Genomic DNA, 16,130 nt, shown 5'->3' on the forward strand with positions numbered 1-16,130 from the left:
TTATTCTCTCCCGGCGCGGTGGCTTTAGTTCTTCTCAAAGCCACCGTTCTCATCTTTATTTAGTCTAAAGTACAGTTTTTAGTCTTTACTCTTAATTGTTCTTATTTCTATACTTGCTAGAATAAAAGGGAATACTAACCGAACGGTAAAGCGTTATTGTTCTGCCAAGAGTGCGATTTTTGGAAAGGGCGATCGAAGTGTTAGACCGCAACTACAGTATAATTAATAGTCATGCCATGTGAGTTATCTTTTCAGGCATAATTGTAAGGTTACTGGTGGGTAACGAAGATTTATGAGCGATTCAGAAGCATTTTCACCCAACTACATTACTGCACGAGAGCGATTTCGATCAGCATCTTCATCTTTGGGTTATCAGCACACAGCCTATCCAATTGATCAGGTGAGTCCAACTGGTGAAGAATTAACTATTGATGTGGCGATCGGTGGTTCTTCCAACCCACGACGATGTGTAGTCATTTCTAGTGGCTTGCATGGAGTAGAAGGCTTTTTGGGTTCGGCAATCCAACTTACCTTGTTAGAAAAGCACCAACTTCTCACATCCTTGTCACCTGATATTAAGGTTGTATTTATTCATGCTCTGAATCCTTATGGTTTTGCATGGCGACGACGTTGGAATGAAAATAACATAGACTTAAACCGTAACTTTTTATTATCTGAAGAAGTTTTTGAGGGTAGCCCAAAGGACTATCCTAAATTCAATTCCTTTCTAAATCCAACTTTACCTCCATCCCGCTTTGAACCTTATATTATTCAAGCTATCTGGCTGATATTGAGATATGGAATGACGAGTTTGAGAAACACTTTTCCTGTAGGGCAATACGATTTTCCCAAGGGGCTTTTTTTTGGCGGTCATTCTCCATCCAAAACTCAAGAGATTCTAGCTAGCAATTTGCCCCAATGGATTGGTAATGCTTCAGAGGTACTGCATATTGATTTCCACACAGGTTTAGGACGCTGGGGAACTTATAAGCTTTTGCTTGACGCATCTGCAACATCAGAATCTTGTTCAAGACTAGCTCAACGATTTGGAGTAGAAACAATAGAACCGAACAGTACAGAAGGTGTGTCATATCCAATTCGCGGTGGATTAAAAACTTGGTGCCAAGCTCTTCTACCAGAGTGTCGCTATGATTTACTAACCGCAGAATTTGGCACTTACTCAACGATTCAAGTCTTGAAGGCATTGCGGGCGGAGAATCGTGCTTACTGGTGGGGTAAGTCAGACCAGAGCTATGAATGGACAAAAGACCAGTTGGTAGAAATGTTTGCACCCATATCTCGCAAGTGGCGAGAACAATGTTTAACTCAAGGACTTGATGTTTGTAAACGAGCGTTGATGGACTGAAGGAGTTGCGACGGTAAGCGATCGCCCTACTCAATACTTCAAAATTACCATTTGGTCGATCGCCCTTCAATTCGGTGCGTAAGCGTTGCCCTCGAAGAGGATCGCTCTCCGGGTTTCTAGCATTAAGTTGATTGGTGGGTGTTCTGCATCAAGTTGGATGGAGACATTTTTACACTTGGAAAATTATATTTGGTCGCCGAAAGCTGTGCAACCATTTCTGCACGAGACGAAACCTCAAGCTTGCGGAACATTCGCTTCAAAGCTTGCTTCACCGAATTCTCAGTAATCCAAAGTTCCCTCCCGATTCCTGCGTTGGTTCGCCCCAAAGCAACCAATTCGGCAATTTGCAATTCACGAGGCGTTAGGCGTGAGGTATTGAAAGGTTGGTGCTGCGATTCCCTACGGGATAGCTTCGCCGCGCGTACTGTTGCAGCCCAAACAGACAAGTGCAAACATATCGCACTCAAATCCGCTAGATTTTCTGTATCGAAAGCGGGCATTGACCGATCGCGGGTGCAACCTACTGCACCCACTAATTGACCGCGACTGACAATCGGCCCCGCCATCACGTGCCAATGATCGGGTCGGGGACAAATTATTGTCCAAACCTTGGGAGATGCCACCAATGCTTCATGGACAGGGGCGTGACGATCCACTAGATAACGCACAACAGGATTATGTTCGATTGATAGTCCAATTTGCAGTGTTTTCTGAAGATTGCTATCTACCAAGGGCAGTCGATCGAAGAAAAAGATTCCCGATCGTTTAGCTGCAAAATACTCACCAATTTTGGGCACGACTTGCGATCGCAAATCTTCTTCGTCCTCTACCTGGTCGATCGCTTCAAATAAAAGCTGCAAGGGACTTTTCATGGTCATGATCTCAAAAAGAGTACCCGATCGAGGTCTAGAAGCATTGCAATACTCGAATTATATTACCCTTGTAATCTCAAAAGCAACTTGACATGACAACAAGTTCGGAAATCGAGCCTGATTGCACTCCCACACGTGGGATACTCATCAGCTTTTATGTGACTTCAATCATCTTTAATCTCTGCTTAATTGCTCAGTTATTAACGGTTGGAGTTGCCTACTTCAATAATCCTGCATGGTGGGATATTCATATTTGGCTAGTGCGAGGGTACAGTGGGCTGTCATTAGTATTACTGGGATGGTCGTTTATCGCCCCATTCTCACGCAGAATACGACATCTCGCCGCAAGTTTACCAGTCCTGCTTGGACTACAATTTGCCAGCATTCATCTCAAAACTCCTCTTCACCTAGAGATACTCCATCCTCTAATTGGATTTACGTCACTCTATGTTTCTTCAAGCCTTGTACATAGCATATCGCGCACTTTATCGCCCACCAACTATCAGAACAATCAAATTTGAGAAGTAAAAATGACGCAAGATGCAATCTTCAGTCCCTTCTTTGCAACAGTGTTTTTAACACTCCTAGTCTGGGTGTATATGTACATCCGCCGTATCAGTTTTATCACCAGTAGAAAGCTCGACCCGAAAGAACTTGCTGTACCGGGCGCACTGGCACAAATCTCGCCACCAAGCGTATCCAATCCATCGGATAACCTAAAAAACCTGTTCGAGATTCCGATACTTTTCTATGCACTTGTTCTATATCTGTTCATCACAAAGCAGGTGGATACAGTGTATGTGAACGCCGCGTGGGTATTCGTTGTGCTTCGCACATTGCATAGCGCTGTCCATTGCACATTCAATCTCATCATACTTCGGTTCTACCTCTACCTATTTGCCACGCTCGCGGTGTGGTTCATCGCGATCCGCGCAGCACTTATCCATTTTGGCATAATTGATTAACCTCGCTCAAATGAGCTAGAAGTTATCAACAGTCGCCGAACAATGAGCGTGCAGCGGAAAGCCCGCCCTGTTTATGCCTGTGTGTTCCGGGTCTTGCGGGGCGGTCTGCCACTGAATCGAGTAGTGAACTAGCGATCGCAATACCCAATACTTTAAAATTACAATTTGGTCGCTCGCTCTTTTAGTTTCTAGCCTGATTGTTGTTATACGGAGAGTGCGATATTTGTTAAGAGCGATCGCGCGGAAGAAGAGAGGTATCATATTTACAGTCTAACTGAGAGCTAGACTTGATAATTATGAACTAAATCAAGTTTAAAAAATTCATAAATATCAATAGGATTAGAGGCGCACAGAAGGAATACAGAAGGAATTGCGCCCAGACTTCTTCAAGATGTCTATTCATCACTAGAACTGATCATTGTCTGTTTAGGACTACAGGAAATACCAATAACAACTACTCATCAGGTTTTGCTTTGCAAAGCCAATTTTTGATAGTCCTGTTTAATAGGAATCTGAATGATGAACTCTGCTCCCTGACCGGGATGAGAAACACACTTCAACTGTCCGCGGTGTTTTTCTACCACAATCTGGTAGCTGATTGACAGCCCCAAACCGGTGCCTTTCCCTACGGGTTTCGTCGTGAAGAACGGGTCGAACAGCCGGCGGTTCACTTCCTCTGTCATACCGGGGCCATTGTCGCAAATGCGAATCACAACAAATTGGGCAGCTTTCCGGGTCGGGTTGAGGTTGGGGGAATCCACCTCAGCCGAAGAAACTGTAGAGCTTTCCGCAAGGGCGGGATTGGAAATCGGGGATTTTTCTTCTTCCCCATACCCCACTGAGGTGCGAATTGCGATCGCCCGCGGCCCCCTTTGGTCATTGAGAGTGTCAATCGCATTCGCCAGTAAATTTACGAACACCTGGTTCAGTTGGCCCGCATAGCACTCCACCAGCGGCAGCGGGCCGTACTCTTTAATGATTTGAATAGCAGGCTGGTCTAATTTAGCTTGCAGTCGGTGCTGCAAAATCAGTAGGGTGTTATCGATGCCCTCATGGATATCGACCTGTTTCATTTCCGCTTCATCCAATCGCGAGAAGTTTCGCAGGGAGAGGACAATTTCGCGAATTCGGTCTGCCCCCACCTTCATCGAATCCAGCACTTTGGGTAAGTCTTCCATCAAGAAATCTAATTCGATTGCCTCAATATCCTCAACAATCGCTGCTGTGGGATGGGGGTATTGTTCTTGATAGAGTTTTACCAATCCTAGTATGTCTTCACTGTATGTCCTGACGTGACTCAGGTTGCCATATATGAAATTAATCGGGTTATTGATTTCGTGGGCCACCCCGGCCACCATCTGTCCCAGTGAGGACATTTTCTCAGTCTGAATTAGCTGGGTCTGGGTGCGCTTGAGTTCTTGGAAAGAAAGCTCTAGTTGTTCGGCTTGTTTTTTTAATTGCGCTTCTGATTGTCGCAGAGCTTGCTCTATCTGCACGCGATCGCCAATTTCCTGGCTCAGGAGCAGATTTTTTTCCTTTAATTCCTGCGTCCTCTCTTCCACTTTATGTTCTAAAGTCCGGCTGTAATCTTCTAATTGCTCATTGGCTTGTTTCAGGCTGTCAGTCGCCTCAGACAAATTGGCATAGAGTCGAGCATTTTCCAGCGAAATCGCCGCTTGAGAACAGAGCACGGTTAAAACTTCCAGGCGATCGGGAGTAAACGCACTCCTTGTCAGATTATTTTCCAAGTAAAGCAGACCAATGAGCTTTCCTTGATGGACGACTGGCATACATAAAACTGACTTCGGTTGGGCGTTAACAATATAGCTATCCCTGGTAAAAATACCCTCCTGGCTTGCATCATTTAATACCACATTTTTCTGCGTTCTAGCCACATAATTGAGGATAGAAAACGGCAATTTATGACTCGTTTGTATTGGTGTGGATTGCAGCACTACTACCTCATCATTATCTATGCTTGCCGTCCCTTCTACCACAAGTTGACCATCTTTTTCTAAAATGAAGTAGCTTTTTTCAGCCCCAGCATTCTCAATTGCAATTTTCAATAACTTAGAAAGCAGATTTTCCAGAACAATTTCGCCAGAAATAGCTTGAGAAGATTTCATCACAGATGCGAAATCAAGTGCTGCAAAACTCCCCGTAGTCGTCGAGCTGGTCGTCCGTGATACGTCGAAGCTGGGAGTTTCTTTAGTCAGTATTCGCGAGAAGAATTCAGGATATTCTTCTGATAAATATTGCACTTTTGCTTTCGCTCCCCAGCGAATATAGCCATAGTAAGCATCCGTCAAATAAATCTCCGCTATCTTCTCCCGCCCGCGATAGAAATAAAACTCGGCAGCCCGTTCATTAGCTAGGGCTTCTTCCTGAATGTATCCCTGTTCTCTGGCTCCTTGAATGCTAGCGTCATAATACTCCATCGCTTTGCCAATTTTTCCCAAAATTCGTGCTTTTTCTGCCTCCACTAACTCGTACTTGTGTTGATAATTCATCGACCCATGTATAGCCCATTGCTGCATTTTTTTCTGATTTTTTGCCACTTGCTTCAAGGATTCTTTTTGTTCACTGCTGGAAACTTGGGGATATTGAGCAAGGAGAGCCAGAGAATAGTAGAAATTGTATTCCGCACCACTCATCAGACCGGGCACACCATCTTTGTATTTTTCTGCTGAGCGGGCGCTCTTGAGTGACTGAGCGTAATCTTTAAACAAATAAAGTCGAATCAATTTTGTCAGGTGAGCCAAAAAAATAAACATATGTTTATTATCGGCAATTGACTGGTGGAGGAGTTCTTCTTCATTCAACAATTCGCCATTGAGCATATATTCCTCTTCAGATGCGGCGAGTAATTGTAATACCATTACTCTCCACGTCTTTAAGTAAGGAATATGCGAATCTTGTTTAAGATTCAGCAGTAAATCAAGATATTGCGCCTGCTTCTGAGCAACTAATTCCAGCGGTTGACCTGTAAAAAATATATGATCGCAATAGTAGATAGAATTATAACCCACATCTTCTAAATCTCCAGTCTCCAGACCGCTTTTAATTCCCTCAATCATTGGCGCTAAACTTTCCTTGCCATGCTCTTTCCAGTGTCTAATATGAGCATTAAAAACTACATATACGTAAGATTTTAGTTCTTTGGCATCAAAGCGATCCAACAAATTTAAGGCTAGTTGTCCAAATCTATATCCCGCATCTATTTCACCGAATGGCCCGCATAGAAGTAAGCCATAAACCGCATACCCAGCAGTGGCCTGGGGCGAATTACCATATTGGATAGACAGATCAATCATTGTAAATGCAAATTGGGGAAATAAGGCAGGAGCCACATGATAAGAAAGAGGAGCAGATTTCAATAATATCCCCATCGCCACTAGCTTATTGATATCCGTCATTTCTGGCAGATTAGCTAACGCTTCAGTATTCATTTCTTGTGGAGGTTCCGGACAAAGAGAGACACCCAGCATCCCCAGAACTTGCAGCCCAATATCAAACGCGACTTGTATCTGGTTTTGCTGGGAATAAAACTGCATTTGGATTTCATAAACTTTGACTTTTTCGAGCAGAGTTTTCGCGTGTTTGAGAGCCTCCTCAGAAAGGATTTTTGCTCGCTCGAAGTTGATGTTTAGAAATTCCACGGCCGCCGCTTCCGCATACAGAGGGAACGTCAGGTCATACTGAGTTTCCCAGCTATCTTCTCTGAGGAGTTCTAGCCCCACCCGTAGTTGTCTGGCGGCAGTTTCATAAGCTGTTGCTGCCTTAGCTTTTTTGCCGGCTATCAAATTTAATCGGGCTAGACGATCTTTTTCTGCCTGATCCGTGATGCAGTCAGCCCCAACATTTAACTGATTGACAATCTCAAAGATATTTTCTTCAATCTCCTCTGCAGGAGTATGATCCAGTAGCAGTTCACCAATTTTCAAGTGAGTCTGTTGTTTCTGAGATTCGGGAATAAGAGAATACGCCGCTTGCTGCACCCGGTCATGGAGAAATTTATAAGCGATAGGCGCGTGATAGCTGTAAGGCAAAGGACCCGGTGAGCATGATAGCAGATGACAATCTGGAACTATTCTCTCCTTTACTTCCCTGCTCATTTCATCGGAGGTAAAAACGAGAGGAATTTTGTAGGCTTCGCTGAGGGGCAAAACCAAGCCAGCCTGAAGAGATTCCCACAAATCCGCCGCCGTTTCCGACTGAGATTTTTCATTGACAATAGCCAGAACGTCTAAATTAAATTTGTCTCCAATACAGGCGGCTAGCTTTAAGACATCCTGCGTCTCCTCCGAGAGTTTTTGAATATTTCTGGCAATCAGTTCGACGACATTATAATCTGTGATGCCTACTGCTTGAATTTGGTTCAATGACCACTGCCAGCACCCAGCACTGAATTCAAAGGTCAATAGCTTTTCTTGATGCAGAGTAGCGAACATCTGAGTCAAGAAGAAAGGATTGCCCTGGGTTTTATTGAAAAGTAGCTCAGACAATTCAGAAACCCGGTGTCTCGGAACAGAAGACTCATTCAGGGTATCCGCTACCAGCAAGCTGACGTTGCCAATATCCAAAGGACGGAGGGTGATATTATTTATAACCGCCCCATTCTTTTGAATCTCATCCAACGTCACCATCAACGGATGCGTCGGACTCACTTCGTTATCTCGATAGGCTCCCATCAGCAGTAAATATTGGCTGTCCGGGTCACAAATAAGCAGATGAATCAACTTGAGTGATGCCGAATCTGCCCACTGTAAGTCATCCAAAAAGACGACCAACGGGTGTGAGGGTTTAGTAAATACATGAATGAATTCTTTAAACACCCGATTAAAGCGATTCTGGGATTCAAATGGCCCCAATTGCGGAACCCCTCCTTGAGGCCCGACAATCAGTTCGACTTCGGGAATGACATCTACTATGACTTGGCCATTTGAGCCTAAAGCTTCTAAAAGTTGCTCTTTCCAAATCGCTAGTTTTTCCGAACTTTCTGTTAAAAGATGCCGCATCAAACCCTGAAAGGCTTGAATCAAAGAAGCATAAGGAATATTTCGTTTTAATTGGTCAAATTTACCGGAGATAAAATACCCGCGCTGCCTGACAATCGGTTTTTGAACTTCATTTACTAAGCAAGATTTGCCAATTCCTGAGTAACCGCTGACTAGCATCATTTCGCTGGTACCGCCGGAGACTCGCTCAAAGGCTGCCATCAAAGTGGCTACTTCTTGCTCACGACCATAGAGCTTTTGCGGGATGATGAATTGTCCACATTTATCCCTCTTACCGATTGGAAAGTTGTCAATTTTCCCATGGGTTTGCAGTTGATGACGGCATATTTCTAGGTCAGCTTTTAGTCCCCTAGCGCTTTGGTATCTGTCTTCAGCAGTTTTAGCTAATAATTTCATTACAATGTCAGAAATTGCTTGGGGAATCTCACCGATTTGCTGATGGGGTGGCACGGGTGTTTTAGCGATATGGCAGTGAATTAATTCCAGGATGTCGGTGGCTTGATGTGGCCGCTTTCCAGTTAGCATTTCGTAAAAGGTGACACCTAATGAGTAAAAGTCGGTACGGTAGTCCATTGAGCGATTCATCCGCCCGGTTTGTTCTGGGGACATATAGGCAAGGGTACCTTCTAGCAAGTTGGGATTGCTGAGGGTCTGGTTTTCTCGCTCTAGGTGCGTGGCAATGCTAAAATCGATGATTTTGATTTGACTGGTTTTGGGGTTGACAATAATATTCTGCGGTTTAATATCTTTATGAATAATCTTATTTTCATGCAGTTGAGCTAGGGTTTCTGCTAGATAAATTGCCAGACTCAGAAATTTGCTGATTTCAAGTTGTTTAGCTGTGATTAGGTTTTTCAGGGAGTCTCCGCCAAAATCTTCTAATATCAGCGCCAGACCGTTATTATGCTTTTCTAAAGAGTAAGCTTTGATAATTCCGGCTATGTCGAGAGTTGTGAGAATTTTATATTCATGCCTCAATCGTGCGATTTCTTCTATTGTGGGATACTCAGCTTTAAGGGTTTTTACTATAACCGGAGTTCGCTCGGACTCCCTAACGCCGCGATAAATAACTGTATTGACACCTTCATGAAGCGGCAACGATGAGAGTTTGTAACCGGGTAGCGGGGTTTTCATATTCGTTTTTTCGATGAGTACGATTATTCGGGTGTGGAATTGATGGATGGGAACCTGAGACAGCGATGTTCGATCGCCTGTTGGGAAGAATTTCAACTAGCCGGACCTCAGCTTGTTAATAAGTGCCAATATTTTGTCCACTCATTCAATGCTAAAGTGCATGATGGCTTAATCTTTAACTATAACTATAAGACCTATGCTGGAGTTGGGAAACCAAGAATTGGCGCTGGGACAAGCGCCTCCAGATAAATTAGGTGATCGCACTAACTCCACCGTCTGTTTAAATGTCTCTGGACGTACTCCGCACAGACGCTTAAAGTTTTCATAGCTCAGGTTTTTTACATCCCAGTAGCTCATTATGTGGCTGTGCCTAAATTATTATCACTTAGGATTATACATTCTACTAAAAAATGTTTGCAGCACTTCGACCGGGCGCGATCGTTGCTCTTAACAGGGTACAAGTCGCGATCGCCTTGCCTAATTTTTTAACAGGTACATTGTAAGAGTTTGCTAGCCAAAACTGAGTTACTTGAGCGCGCGATCATCGCTAAGTTGAACACCTAGTCTGTAAGTGAGCAAGATGAGATTATGGAATAAGTTAAAGATGATCCCAGATCGGAACCAGCAAATACTCGTTCTCCCGACGCTGTTGCCAAACTTGCAGCGCCACGGACTGAGTATCACGCAGGTAAAACGCAAGAACTCGCTCCAGAAACATGGTGAATTCGCGTAATACAGCCCACGTCAGTAATAGGATAAAAAGTTACAAAAAAGGGGGAATGTATGCAAACCCTCCTTTGGAGTCGTGAAGAAGTCCCGCCTCGTGCCCAACATTTGTATGAGATCAGCATCCGCCCCAAAAGTGACTTAGAAGAGAATGTTAGCAAGATCGTCATCATGGATATAGAAACAGGCGACTATAAAGCTGATGAAAATGGTTTATATGCTGCTGATTACCTGAGTGCGAAACATCAAAATGCTAGGCTATTGGGTATCGGTATTGGATATAAACTTGCTGCATCTCTAGGTAGTGTTATTGAGCTTGTTCCTAAGTGATTTCACGTATTGTATGTGATAGATATGCTAAACTTAATTTTATTGGATTTTGCTTGAAAGTCAAGCTGTTTGAGTTGAAATTTATGAGGACGTTAGACTGCGGTGGTTCCGAAAGACCCTAACACGAATTTATATGTAGTCTATGTTCCAGGTTTCTAAGAGAGCGCATTCTCAAGGAGAAACTTTAGACGACATACAAGCGCACTTACGTGAAGCGAGTGAAATGTTGTTGGAAGATGAGAATCCAGGATTAAATCGACCCTCTATTAAGTACGATCGCCTTTTTAGTCTTTACCCTTAATTCTTCTAGTTGCTGTAGTTGCTAGAATAGCAGCGAATATTAACCGGACTGCAACTCATGCTAAAAACCATTGAAGGCATTTGCATCACTTGCCAAATAATCCTATGATGGTGCATCATGATCTTGGTGATTGTTTCATTCTTCTAACTAAGCTAATATGCGATCGCTTGTCTTGACTCTAGCTCTCATATGTTTAGCCACCCCCGCTGTTGCCACCACCTGCGAGGAAAGCTTTCAAAAAAAGGGGGACTTTTTGAATGGTGCCGCCTTTTCTGCACGTGTTCAGGTTGAGGGGTTATCGATAGAGAGAGCATTTTCCCAATTACGACCCATTTTAGCCCGCGAGAGCATCAGAACGATCAGCACCGATGTGAGCACAGGTGTCATGAAAGCCGAAAATCCCGCAACAGCATTTCAGCGTGCTTTGCCGATCGATGTTTTTGCCTCACCCGACGGAAATCTATTAACTGTCGAGATGATCTTTACCATTCCCAGCGGCGTGGGCGCAAGTAGGGATACCGTGAAGCGATACTTGTGCGGTGCGCTAAATCAATTGTTGCCCAAAACTACAAATTAATATGTAATCATTCATTTGATGAATATTAGCTTCGCACACTCGATCGCAATAACCCATACTTCAAAATTACCTGCGGGCGATCGCCCTTCAATTCACGTGCGTTAGCGAAGCCCTCGAAGAGGATCGCTCTCTTAGTTTCTAGCGTTTTTGTCCTGGGGAGAGTGCGATTTTTGATTGGGCGATTTGGAAAGGGCGATCGCACTTCTAAGATTCTTACGGCTTCAGATCGAGCAGTTGGCGGTAATAGACACCCTGATTGATTATTGTACCGCCTCAGATTGTTTGAGGGCTGCACTGAACGCGAAGTGGTTAAGATTCAGCAGCGATCGGGAATGCTGAAATTGGCTGTTGCCGAATGGGGATATGAATTACAAACTCAGTGCCTGAGCCAGGTGTAGAAAAACACTTGATTTTACCGCGATGTTTTTCAGTAATGATTTGATAACTAATCGACATCCCCAAACCCGTACCTTTACCGATGGCTTTGGTGGTAAAAAAGGGATCAAAAATGCGCTGCGTCACTGAGTCTGGCATACCGATTCCATTGTCAGCGATCGCAACCTCCACCCATTGATTGTCAATCACAGAAGTCCGAATCGTAATCTGGTTCGGGGTGTCTTTAAGCTCCTGATAGGAGCGTTTAGTATTCATCTCATCTAGGGCATCCAGGGCATTGACTAATATATTCATGAATACCTGATTGAGTTGTCCGGGGAAACATTCCACATTGGGCAATGTGCCATAGTCTTTGATCGTTACCACGCCTGGACACTCTGGTTTATCTTTGAGCCGGTGTTGCAAAATCAGCAATGTACTTTCAATTCCCTCATGAATATCAACATCTTTGAAGTCTGCTTCATCCATACGAGAAAAGTTTCGCAACGAGACGACAATACCGCGAATTCGCTCGGTTCCTACCCTTATAGATGAAATTATCTTTTGGATATCTTCAGTGAGGAATTCCAAATCGATTTCCTCTGCCATTGCTTGCACGTCTGGATCGTTGCTGGGATGGCGCTGTTGATAGAGTTCGATCATCTGCAGCAGATTTTGGGTATATTCGTCCAGGTGGGTAAGATTACCGTGGATAAAGTTGACCGGGTTATTGATTTCATGGGCAATTCCCGCAACCAACTGTCCCAAGCTTGACATTTTTTCGCTTTGGATAACTTGCATCTGAGCTGTTTTCAGTTCGTTTAGGGTTGTCTCCAGTTCTTGAGCTTGCGCGGTTGAGGAGATTGCTAGTTCTTCGATCGCAGCAACCTGGGGCAGACTTGTCCAGCAAGCAATTGCCACTCCCACAAATGCCAACGTCATCAACACAATAATCAGCAGATAGGGATTGTTGGTTCCGGCTTCTACCAGCAGCCAGGAGCGAATCAGCCAACTGATCGTCGCTGTACCACAAATCAGCGCAATCAAAATTGCGACCTGAAGCACCACAAAGTATTCATTTTTAGGAGGAGTTACTGGCTTGGTATGGAGTCGATCCCACCACGGTAAATGCAAAGATGCCCAAGGAATCCGCAGAATCGCAGCGTCAATCGCTATCACTGCTAATGGCAACAGCAACCCGATACCAAAATCCATCCATCCCCAGGCAAGGCCACCCACCACCAGAGAAATGAACTCAACCACCAGTAATGCTAAGGATAGTCGCCCCCAACGCACGACTGGATCGTTGCGCTGCATCCACAGCCCCAAGTGGAACCCCATGATAGAAATGAAAAAACTCACCCCTGACACCACGACAATTCGAGTGGTGTTGCCCCATACTAAAAATCCTAAACTACAGATAAAGGTTAGCAGCAGCGCGGGTTCTAGGGCACCCCGACGGGATACTGCGCCAAACACTGGAGACAACAGCCCATCCTGCGCGAGTTGAAAAAGGATGCGGGGCGTATTGCAAACGCTAGTCGCAGATCCCAACAAACAGCTAGCCGCAACCAGCAATGTGACGATGACAGGGGCAGCGTCTCCCCAGAAAGGCTTGGCAGCCACCAGGAATTTGCCGTACAAATTGCCTTCTAAACCGGCAGGGGTTGCCAACTGCACCAACACTAAAGTGCCACCCACAAACACCAGAGGCATGAACCAGGCAACCCAAGACAGCGCCTTGAGGGTGTCTTTTGGGCGGAGACTGTCTGCTACAAAGGATGAAGCTGTGTCACAGCCATAGAAGCTATAAGCGGCAAACAAGAACCATTTCAGCCAGTCATGGACGCTGATGGCATCAATGCTGCTGGGCAAGAGTCCGGGGCTTTGGGGCGAAAAGGCAAGCCAGCCTAAACCCTGAACGCAGAAGAGGAGTAAAAAGCCGATCGAAGGAAAGATAAAAAAGAGGTGCAGAATGGCGACGGCGCGGGTGCCACTTAATGCTAAAAAGTAAGCGATCGTAGTAAAACCGATCTCAAACACTTTTTCTGGAATACTCAGCCCCATCGGCTCTAAATGGAATTCGATCAAATTTGTAATGACGATCGCATTAATGGGCGGAAAGGAAACCCACCCCAAGTAGTAGGCAATCCCCAAGTAGCGGGAAAGGGCAGGGTAACGATGAAGCAATCGCGTGATGTAATTTGGTGTCCCCCCAGATACATCTGGATATTTCTCACCCAAACTCTGAACTTGAAGGTTAAACAGAATTCCGACGATCACACCAGGAATCCAGACCAACAGCGATGCAGAGCCAATTTCTGCTTGCATCAACGGCGCTAAGGTAAACCACATCAGATATCCAACCACACTAAACCCCCAAGCTTCCGCAGAGGACATGGTGCGCCGGAGGCGATTCAGAAATGGCACACGATCTATTTCCATAACAAGCAGATAGGGGTAATCCTATTGTGATACAATTGCTATTTTTACAGTCAATAAAAAACAAATACCTAGTGTTTCCTTCTAGGGATGAAAATTCTCAGCTCGATCTGATGTAGCGGTGAAAGATTGAGGCAATCAGTTGAGGTTGCCAGCGATCGCAATACTCAATACCAAATACTTCAAAATTACCAGTGAGTCAAGCGCCATTGAATGAGCGTGCGTAAGCGTTGCCCTCGAAGAGGATCGCTCTTTTAGTTTCTAGTCCGATCGTTCTTTTTTGTGAGACATATAGATATCCTATAATTAAAGCTGTTGGTGTCGTACTACGATGATTTATATGCTACAAATTACAAGCTGAATACCCATCAACAGTGGGACATTACCATGAGAATTGACCGAGTAAAAATCGAAAACTTCAAGAAATTTTCAGACTATACCCTTGACTTGCATCCCCAATTTACCTTGCTAGTTGGGGACAATGGCACAGGTAAAACGACGATCCTCGATGCTTTGGCGATCGCGGCTGGAATTTGGCTGGTCAACTCCCCCGACACAACCCTCAACAATAGCCGCCGTAACATTCTTCCCTCAGAAATTCGCTTAGAAGCGATCGAATCCGACACCATCACCCAATTTATAGAACGAAAACCCGTCCAGATTGAAGCGATCGGCACGATTAACAGTCAGCGAGTCCAATGGCTCAGACAAATCAAAACTAACGGCTCTAGAACCTCCAACACAGAAGCCAAACAAGCTCTAGCAATTATCTCCACTTTATTTCAACAGGTTGAAGCAGGCGAAAAAATCTGGCTACCCATCCTCGCCTACTACGGAGCAGGTCGACTTTGGCTACCCTCCAACCAACGCGACCCCAAAGCCACTACCCACACCAGCCCCGCCCGCCGTTGGGATGCCTTCTATGACTGCTTTCAAGAACGGATTAGAATCGCCGATCTCCATACTTGGTTTCAGAAAGAAGCGATCGCTTCTGTCAATCGACAGGGACAAATGCGCCCTGGTTACAAGGTTGTAAAGTTTGCTATTTTGCGTTGTATTCCCAACGCAGATGACCTATGGTTTGACCCAGAGCGATCGGAAATTGTTGTTTCCATCCAAAGCAACCCCCAACCCTTCAGTAACCTTAGTGCTGGTCAAAAAATGATGGTAGGTCTAATTGCCGATATTGCCATCAAAATCATTACTCAAAATGCCTCTTTCCTAACCGAAAAATCAGAAGATATATCTAGTAAAAAATTGCCTCTAATTTTGCAAAAAACACCAGGGCTAGTCCTAATTGATGAAATAGATGTACATCTCCATCCGAAATGGCAACGTCAAGTTGTGAAGGACCTCACCAAAACCTTCCCCTCAATCCAGTTTGTTTGCACTTCCCATTCGCCACTTGTTATTGGTGAAGTCGAAGCAAGCTGTATTAGAGTCCTCGAACGTGATGAAGAAACTGGCAAAGTTATTTCTACAATTCCCTTAGAATCTTATGGTCTTGATGCCAACCGAATACTAGAGGAGCAGATGGGAGCGTCAGAACGTAATCAAGAGGTAGCAGACGAGCTTCACGCTCTTTTTAGACTAATTGATGATGAAAATTTTGATGGTGCACGTCAAGCTATGATTCCCCTTGGTGAAAAAATTGGACACGAAGATCCTGAGATTACTCAAGCTCGATCGCTGATTAAATTCTTAGAAGGTAATGAATGAGAAACATCCAGAAAAAGACCGAACCAACGTCGTTGACACAGCATCGGTGCAATACAAATACTGACTATGATAACTATGCCCAAAAAGATGACCTGAGAGCAAGTCTGGTGAGCGAGCAAAGAGGAATTTGCTGTTACTGTATGCAACGGATTCGTCCTGACTCAGAAAACATGAAAATCGAACACTGGCAAAGCCAAGATCGATACCCTCAGAAACAGCTAGAATACAATAAGTAGATAGGCGGGAAAAAACCAATCTATGTAACAAAACATTAAGTTGCCTGATTGGAGTTAAACTTAAGACGT

At 44.6% G+C, this 16,130-nt stretch carries 10 protein-coding genes; 6 read left to right on the plus strand and 4 right to left on the minus strand.

The window, feature by feature from the left end; genetic code table 11:
- Nucleotides 1-292: 292 nt before the first annotated feature.
- Complete coding sequence (locus tag Q5691_RS25845; RefSeq protein ID WP_333347917.1) at nt 293-1,366, plus strand: M14 family metallopeptidase; 1,074 nt, start codon at nt 293-295, stop codon at nt 1,364-1,366.
- A gap of 122 nt (nt 1,367-1,488) precedes the next feature.
- Here Q5691_RS25845 and Q5691_RS25850 read toward each other — a convergent pair whose 3' ends face one another.
- Entirely contained in the window at nt 1,489-2,238 is a 750-nt protein-coding gene (locus Q5691_RS25850) for a LuxR C-terminal-related transcriptional regulator (RefSeq protein ID WP_333210847.1), read from the minus strand.
- A gap of 92 nt (nt 2,239-2,330) precedes the next feature.
- Here Q5691_RS25850 and Q5691_RS25855 point away from each other — a divergent pair, with 92 nt between their 5' ends.
- Nucleotides 2,331-2,759, plus strand: coding sequence for a DUF6220 domain-containing protein (locus tag Q5691_RS25855; protein ID WP_333347918.1), 429 nt, complete (start codon nt 2,331-2,333; stop codon nt 2,757-2,759).
- Between the two features lie 9 nt (nt 2,760-2,768).
- The gene (locus Q5691_RS25860) at nt 2,769-3,203 is read left to right on the plus strand and encodes an MAPEG family protein (RefSeq protein ID WP_333210851.1); all 435 of its coding nucleotides are present in this window, start codon (nt 2,769-2,771) and stop codon (nt 3,201-3,203) included.
- Nucleotides 3,204-3,218: 15 nt separating this feature from the next.
- On the opposite strand, the gene Q5691_RS25865 is transcribed toward Q5691_RS25860, so the two are convergent.
- Both Q5691_RS25865 and Q5691_RS25870 read right to left on the minus strand, forming a co-directional pair.
- Complete coding sequence (locus Q5691_RS25865; protein ID WP_333210853.1) at nt 3,219-3,464, minus strand: hypothetical protein; 246 nt, start codon at nt 3,462-3,464, stop codon at nt 3,219-3,221.
- Nucleotides 3,465-3,664: 200 nt separating this feature from the next.
- Entirely contained in the window at nt 3,665-9,355 is a 5,691-nt protein-coding gene (locus Q5691_RS25870; protein WP_333347923.1) for an AAA family ATPase, read from the minus strand.
- Between the two features lie 783 nt (nt 9,356-10,138).
- On the opposite strand from Q5691_RS25870, the gene Q5691_RS25875 reads away from it, so the two are divergent.
- Complete coding sequence (locus Q5691_RS25875; protein ID WP_333209443.1) at nt 10,139-10,411, plus strand: hypothetical protein; 273 nt, start codon at nt 10,139-10,141, stop codon at nt 10,409-10,411.
- A 686-nt stretch (nt 10,412-11,097) separates the two neighbouring features.
- Nucleotides 11,098-11,289, plus strand: a complete 192-nt coding sequence (locus tag Q5691_RS25880; protein WP_333209441.1) for a hypothetical protein — start codon at nt 11,098-11,100, stop codon at nt 11,287-11,289.
- A gap of 309 nt (nt 11,290-11,598) precedes the next feature.
- On the opposite strand, the gene Q5691_RS25885 is transcribed toward Q5691_RS25880, so the two are convergent.
- Nucleotides 11,599-14,094: an ATP-binding protein gene (locus Q5691_RS25885; RefSeq protein WP_445305848.1), complete on the minus strand. Its 2,496-nt coding sequence runs from the start codon at nt 14,092-14,094 to the stop codon at nt 11,599-11,601.
- A gap of 330 nt (nt 14,095-14,424) precedes the next feature.
- Between Q5691_RS25885 and Q5691_RS25890 the strand changes: the two genes are divergently transcribed.
- Complete coding sequence (locus Q5691_RS25890; protein ID WP_333209437.1) at nt 14,425-15,825, plus strand: AAA family ATPase; 1,401 nt, start codon at nt 14,425-14,427, stop codon at nt 15,823-15,825.
- Nucleotides 15,826-16,130: the final 305 nt, after the last annotated feature.

It is taken from the genome of Microcoleus sp. w1-18aA5 (assembly GCF_036701705.1).
Lineage (GTDB): Bacteria > Cyanobacteriota > Cyanobacteriia > Cyanobacteriales > Microcoleaceae > Microcoleus.

Bases quoted from the DNA above. Each gene is read 5' to 3' on its own strand.
- Q5691_RS25875 (WP_333209443.1), top strand. From the start codon at position 10,139: ATGCAAACCCTCCTTTGGAGTCGTGAAGAAGTCCCGCCTCGTGCCCAA.
- Q5691_RS25870 (WP_333347923.1), bottom strand. From the start codon at position 9,355: ATGAAAACCCCGCTACCCGGTTACAAACTCTCATCGTTGCCGCTTCAT.
- Q5691_RS25860 (WP_333210851.1), top strand. From the start codon at position 2,769: ATGACGCAAGATGCAATCTTCAGTCCCTTCTTTGCAACAGTGTTTTTA.
- Q5691_RS25865 (WP_333210853.1), bottom strand. From the start codon at position 3,464: ATGATACCTCTCTTCTTCCGCGCGATCGCTCTTAACAAATATCGCACT.
- Q5691_RS25850 (WP_333210847.1), bottom strand. From the start codon at position 2,238: ATGAAAAGTCCCTTGCAGCTTTTATTTGAAGCGATCGACCAGGTAGAG.
- Q5691_RS25845 (WP_333347917.1), top strand. From the start codon at position 293: ATGAGCGATTCAGAAGCATTTTCACCCAACTACATTACTGCACGAGAG.
- Q5691_RS25855 (WP_333347918.1), top strand. From the start codon at position 2,331: ATGACAACAAGTTCGGAAATCGAGCCTGATTGCACTCCCACACGTGGG.
- Q5691_RS25880 (WP_333209441.1), top strand. From the start codon at position 11,098: ATGAAAGCCGAAAATCCCGCAACAGCATTTCAGCGTGCTTTGCCGATC.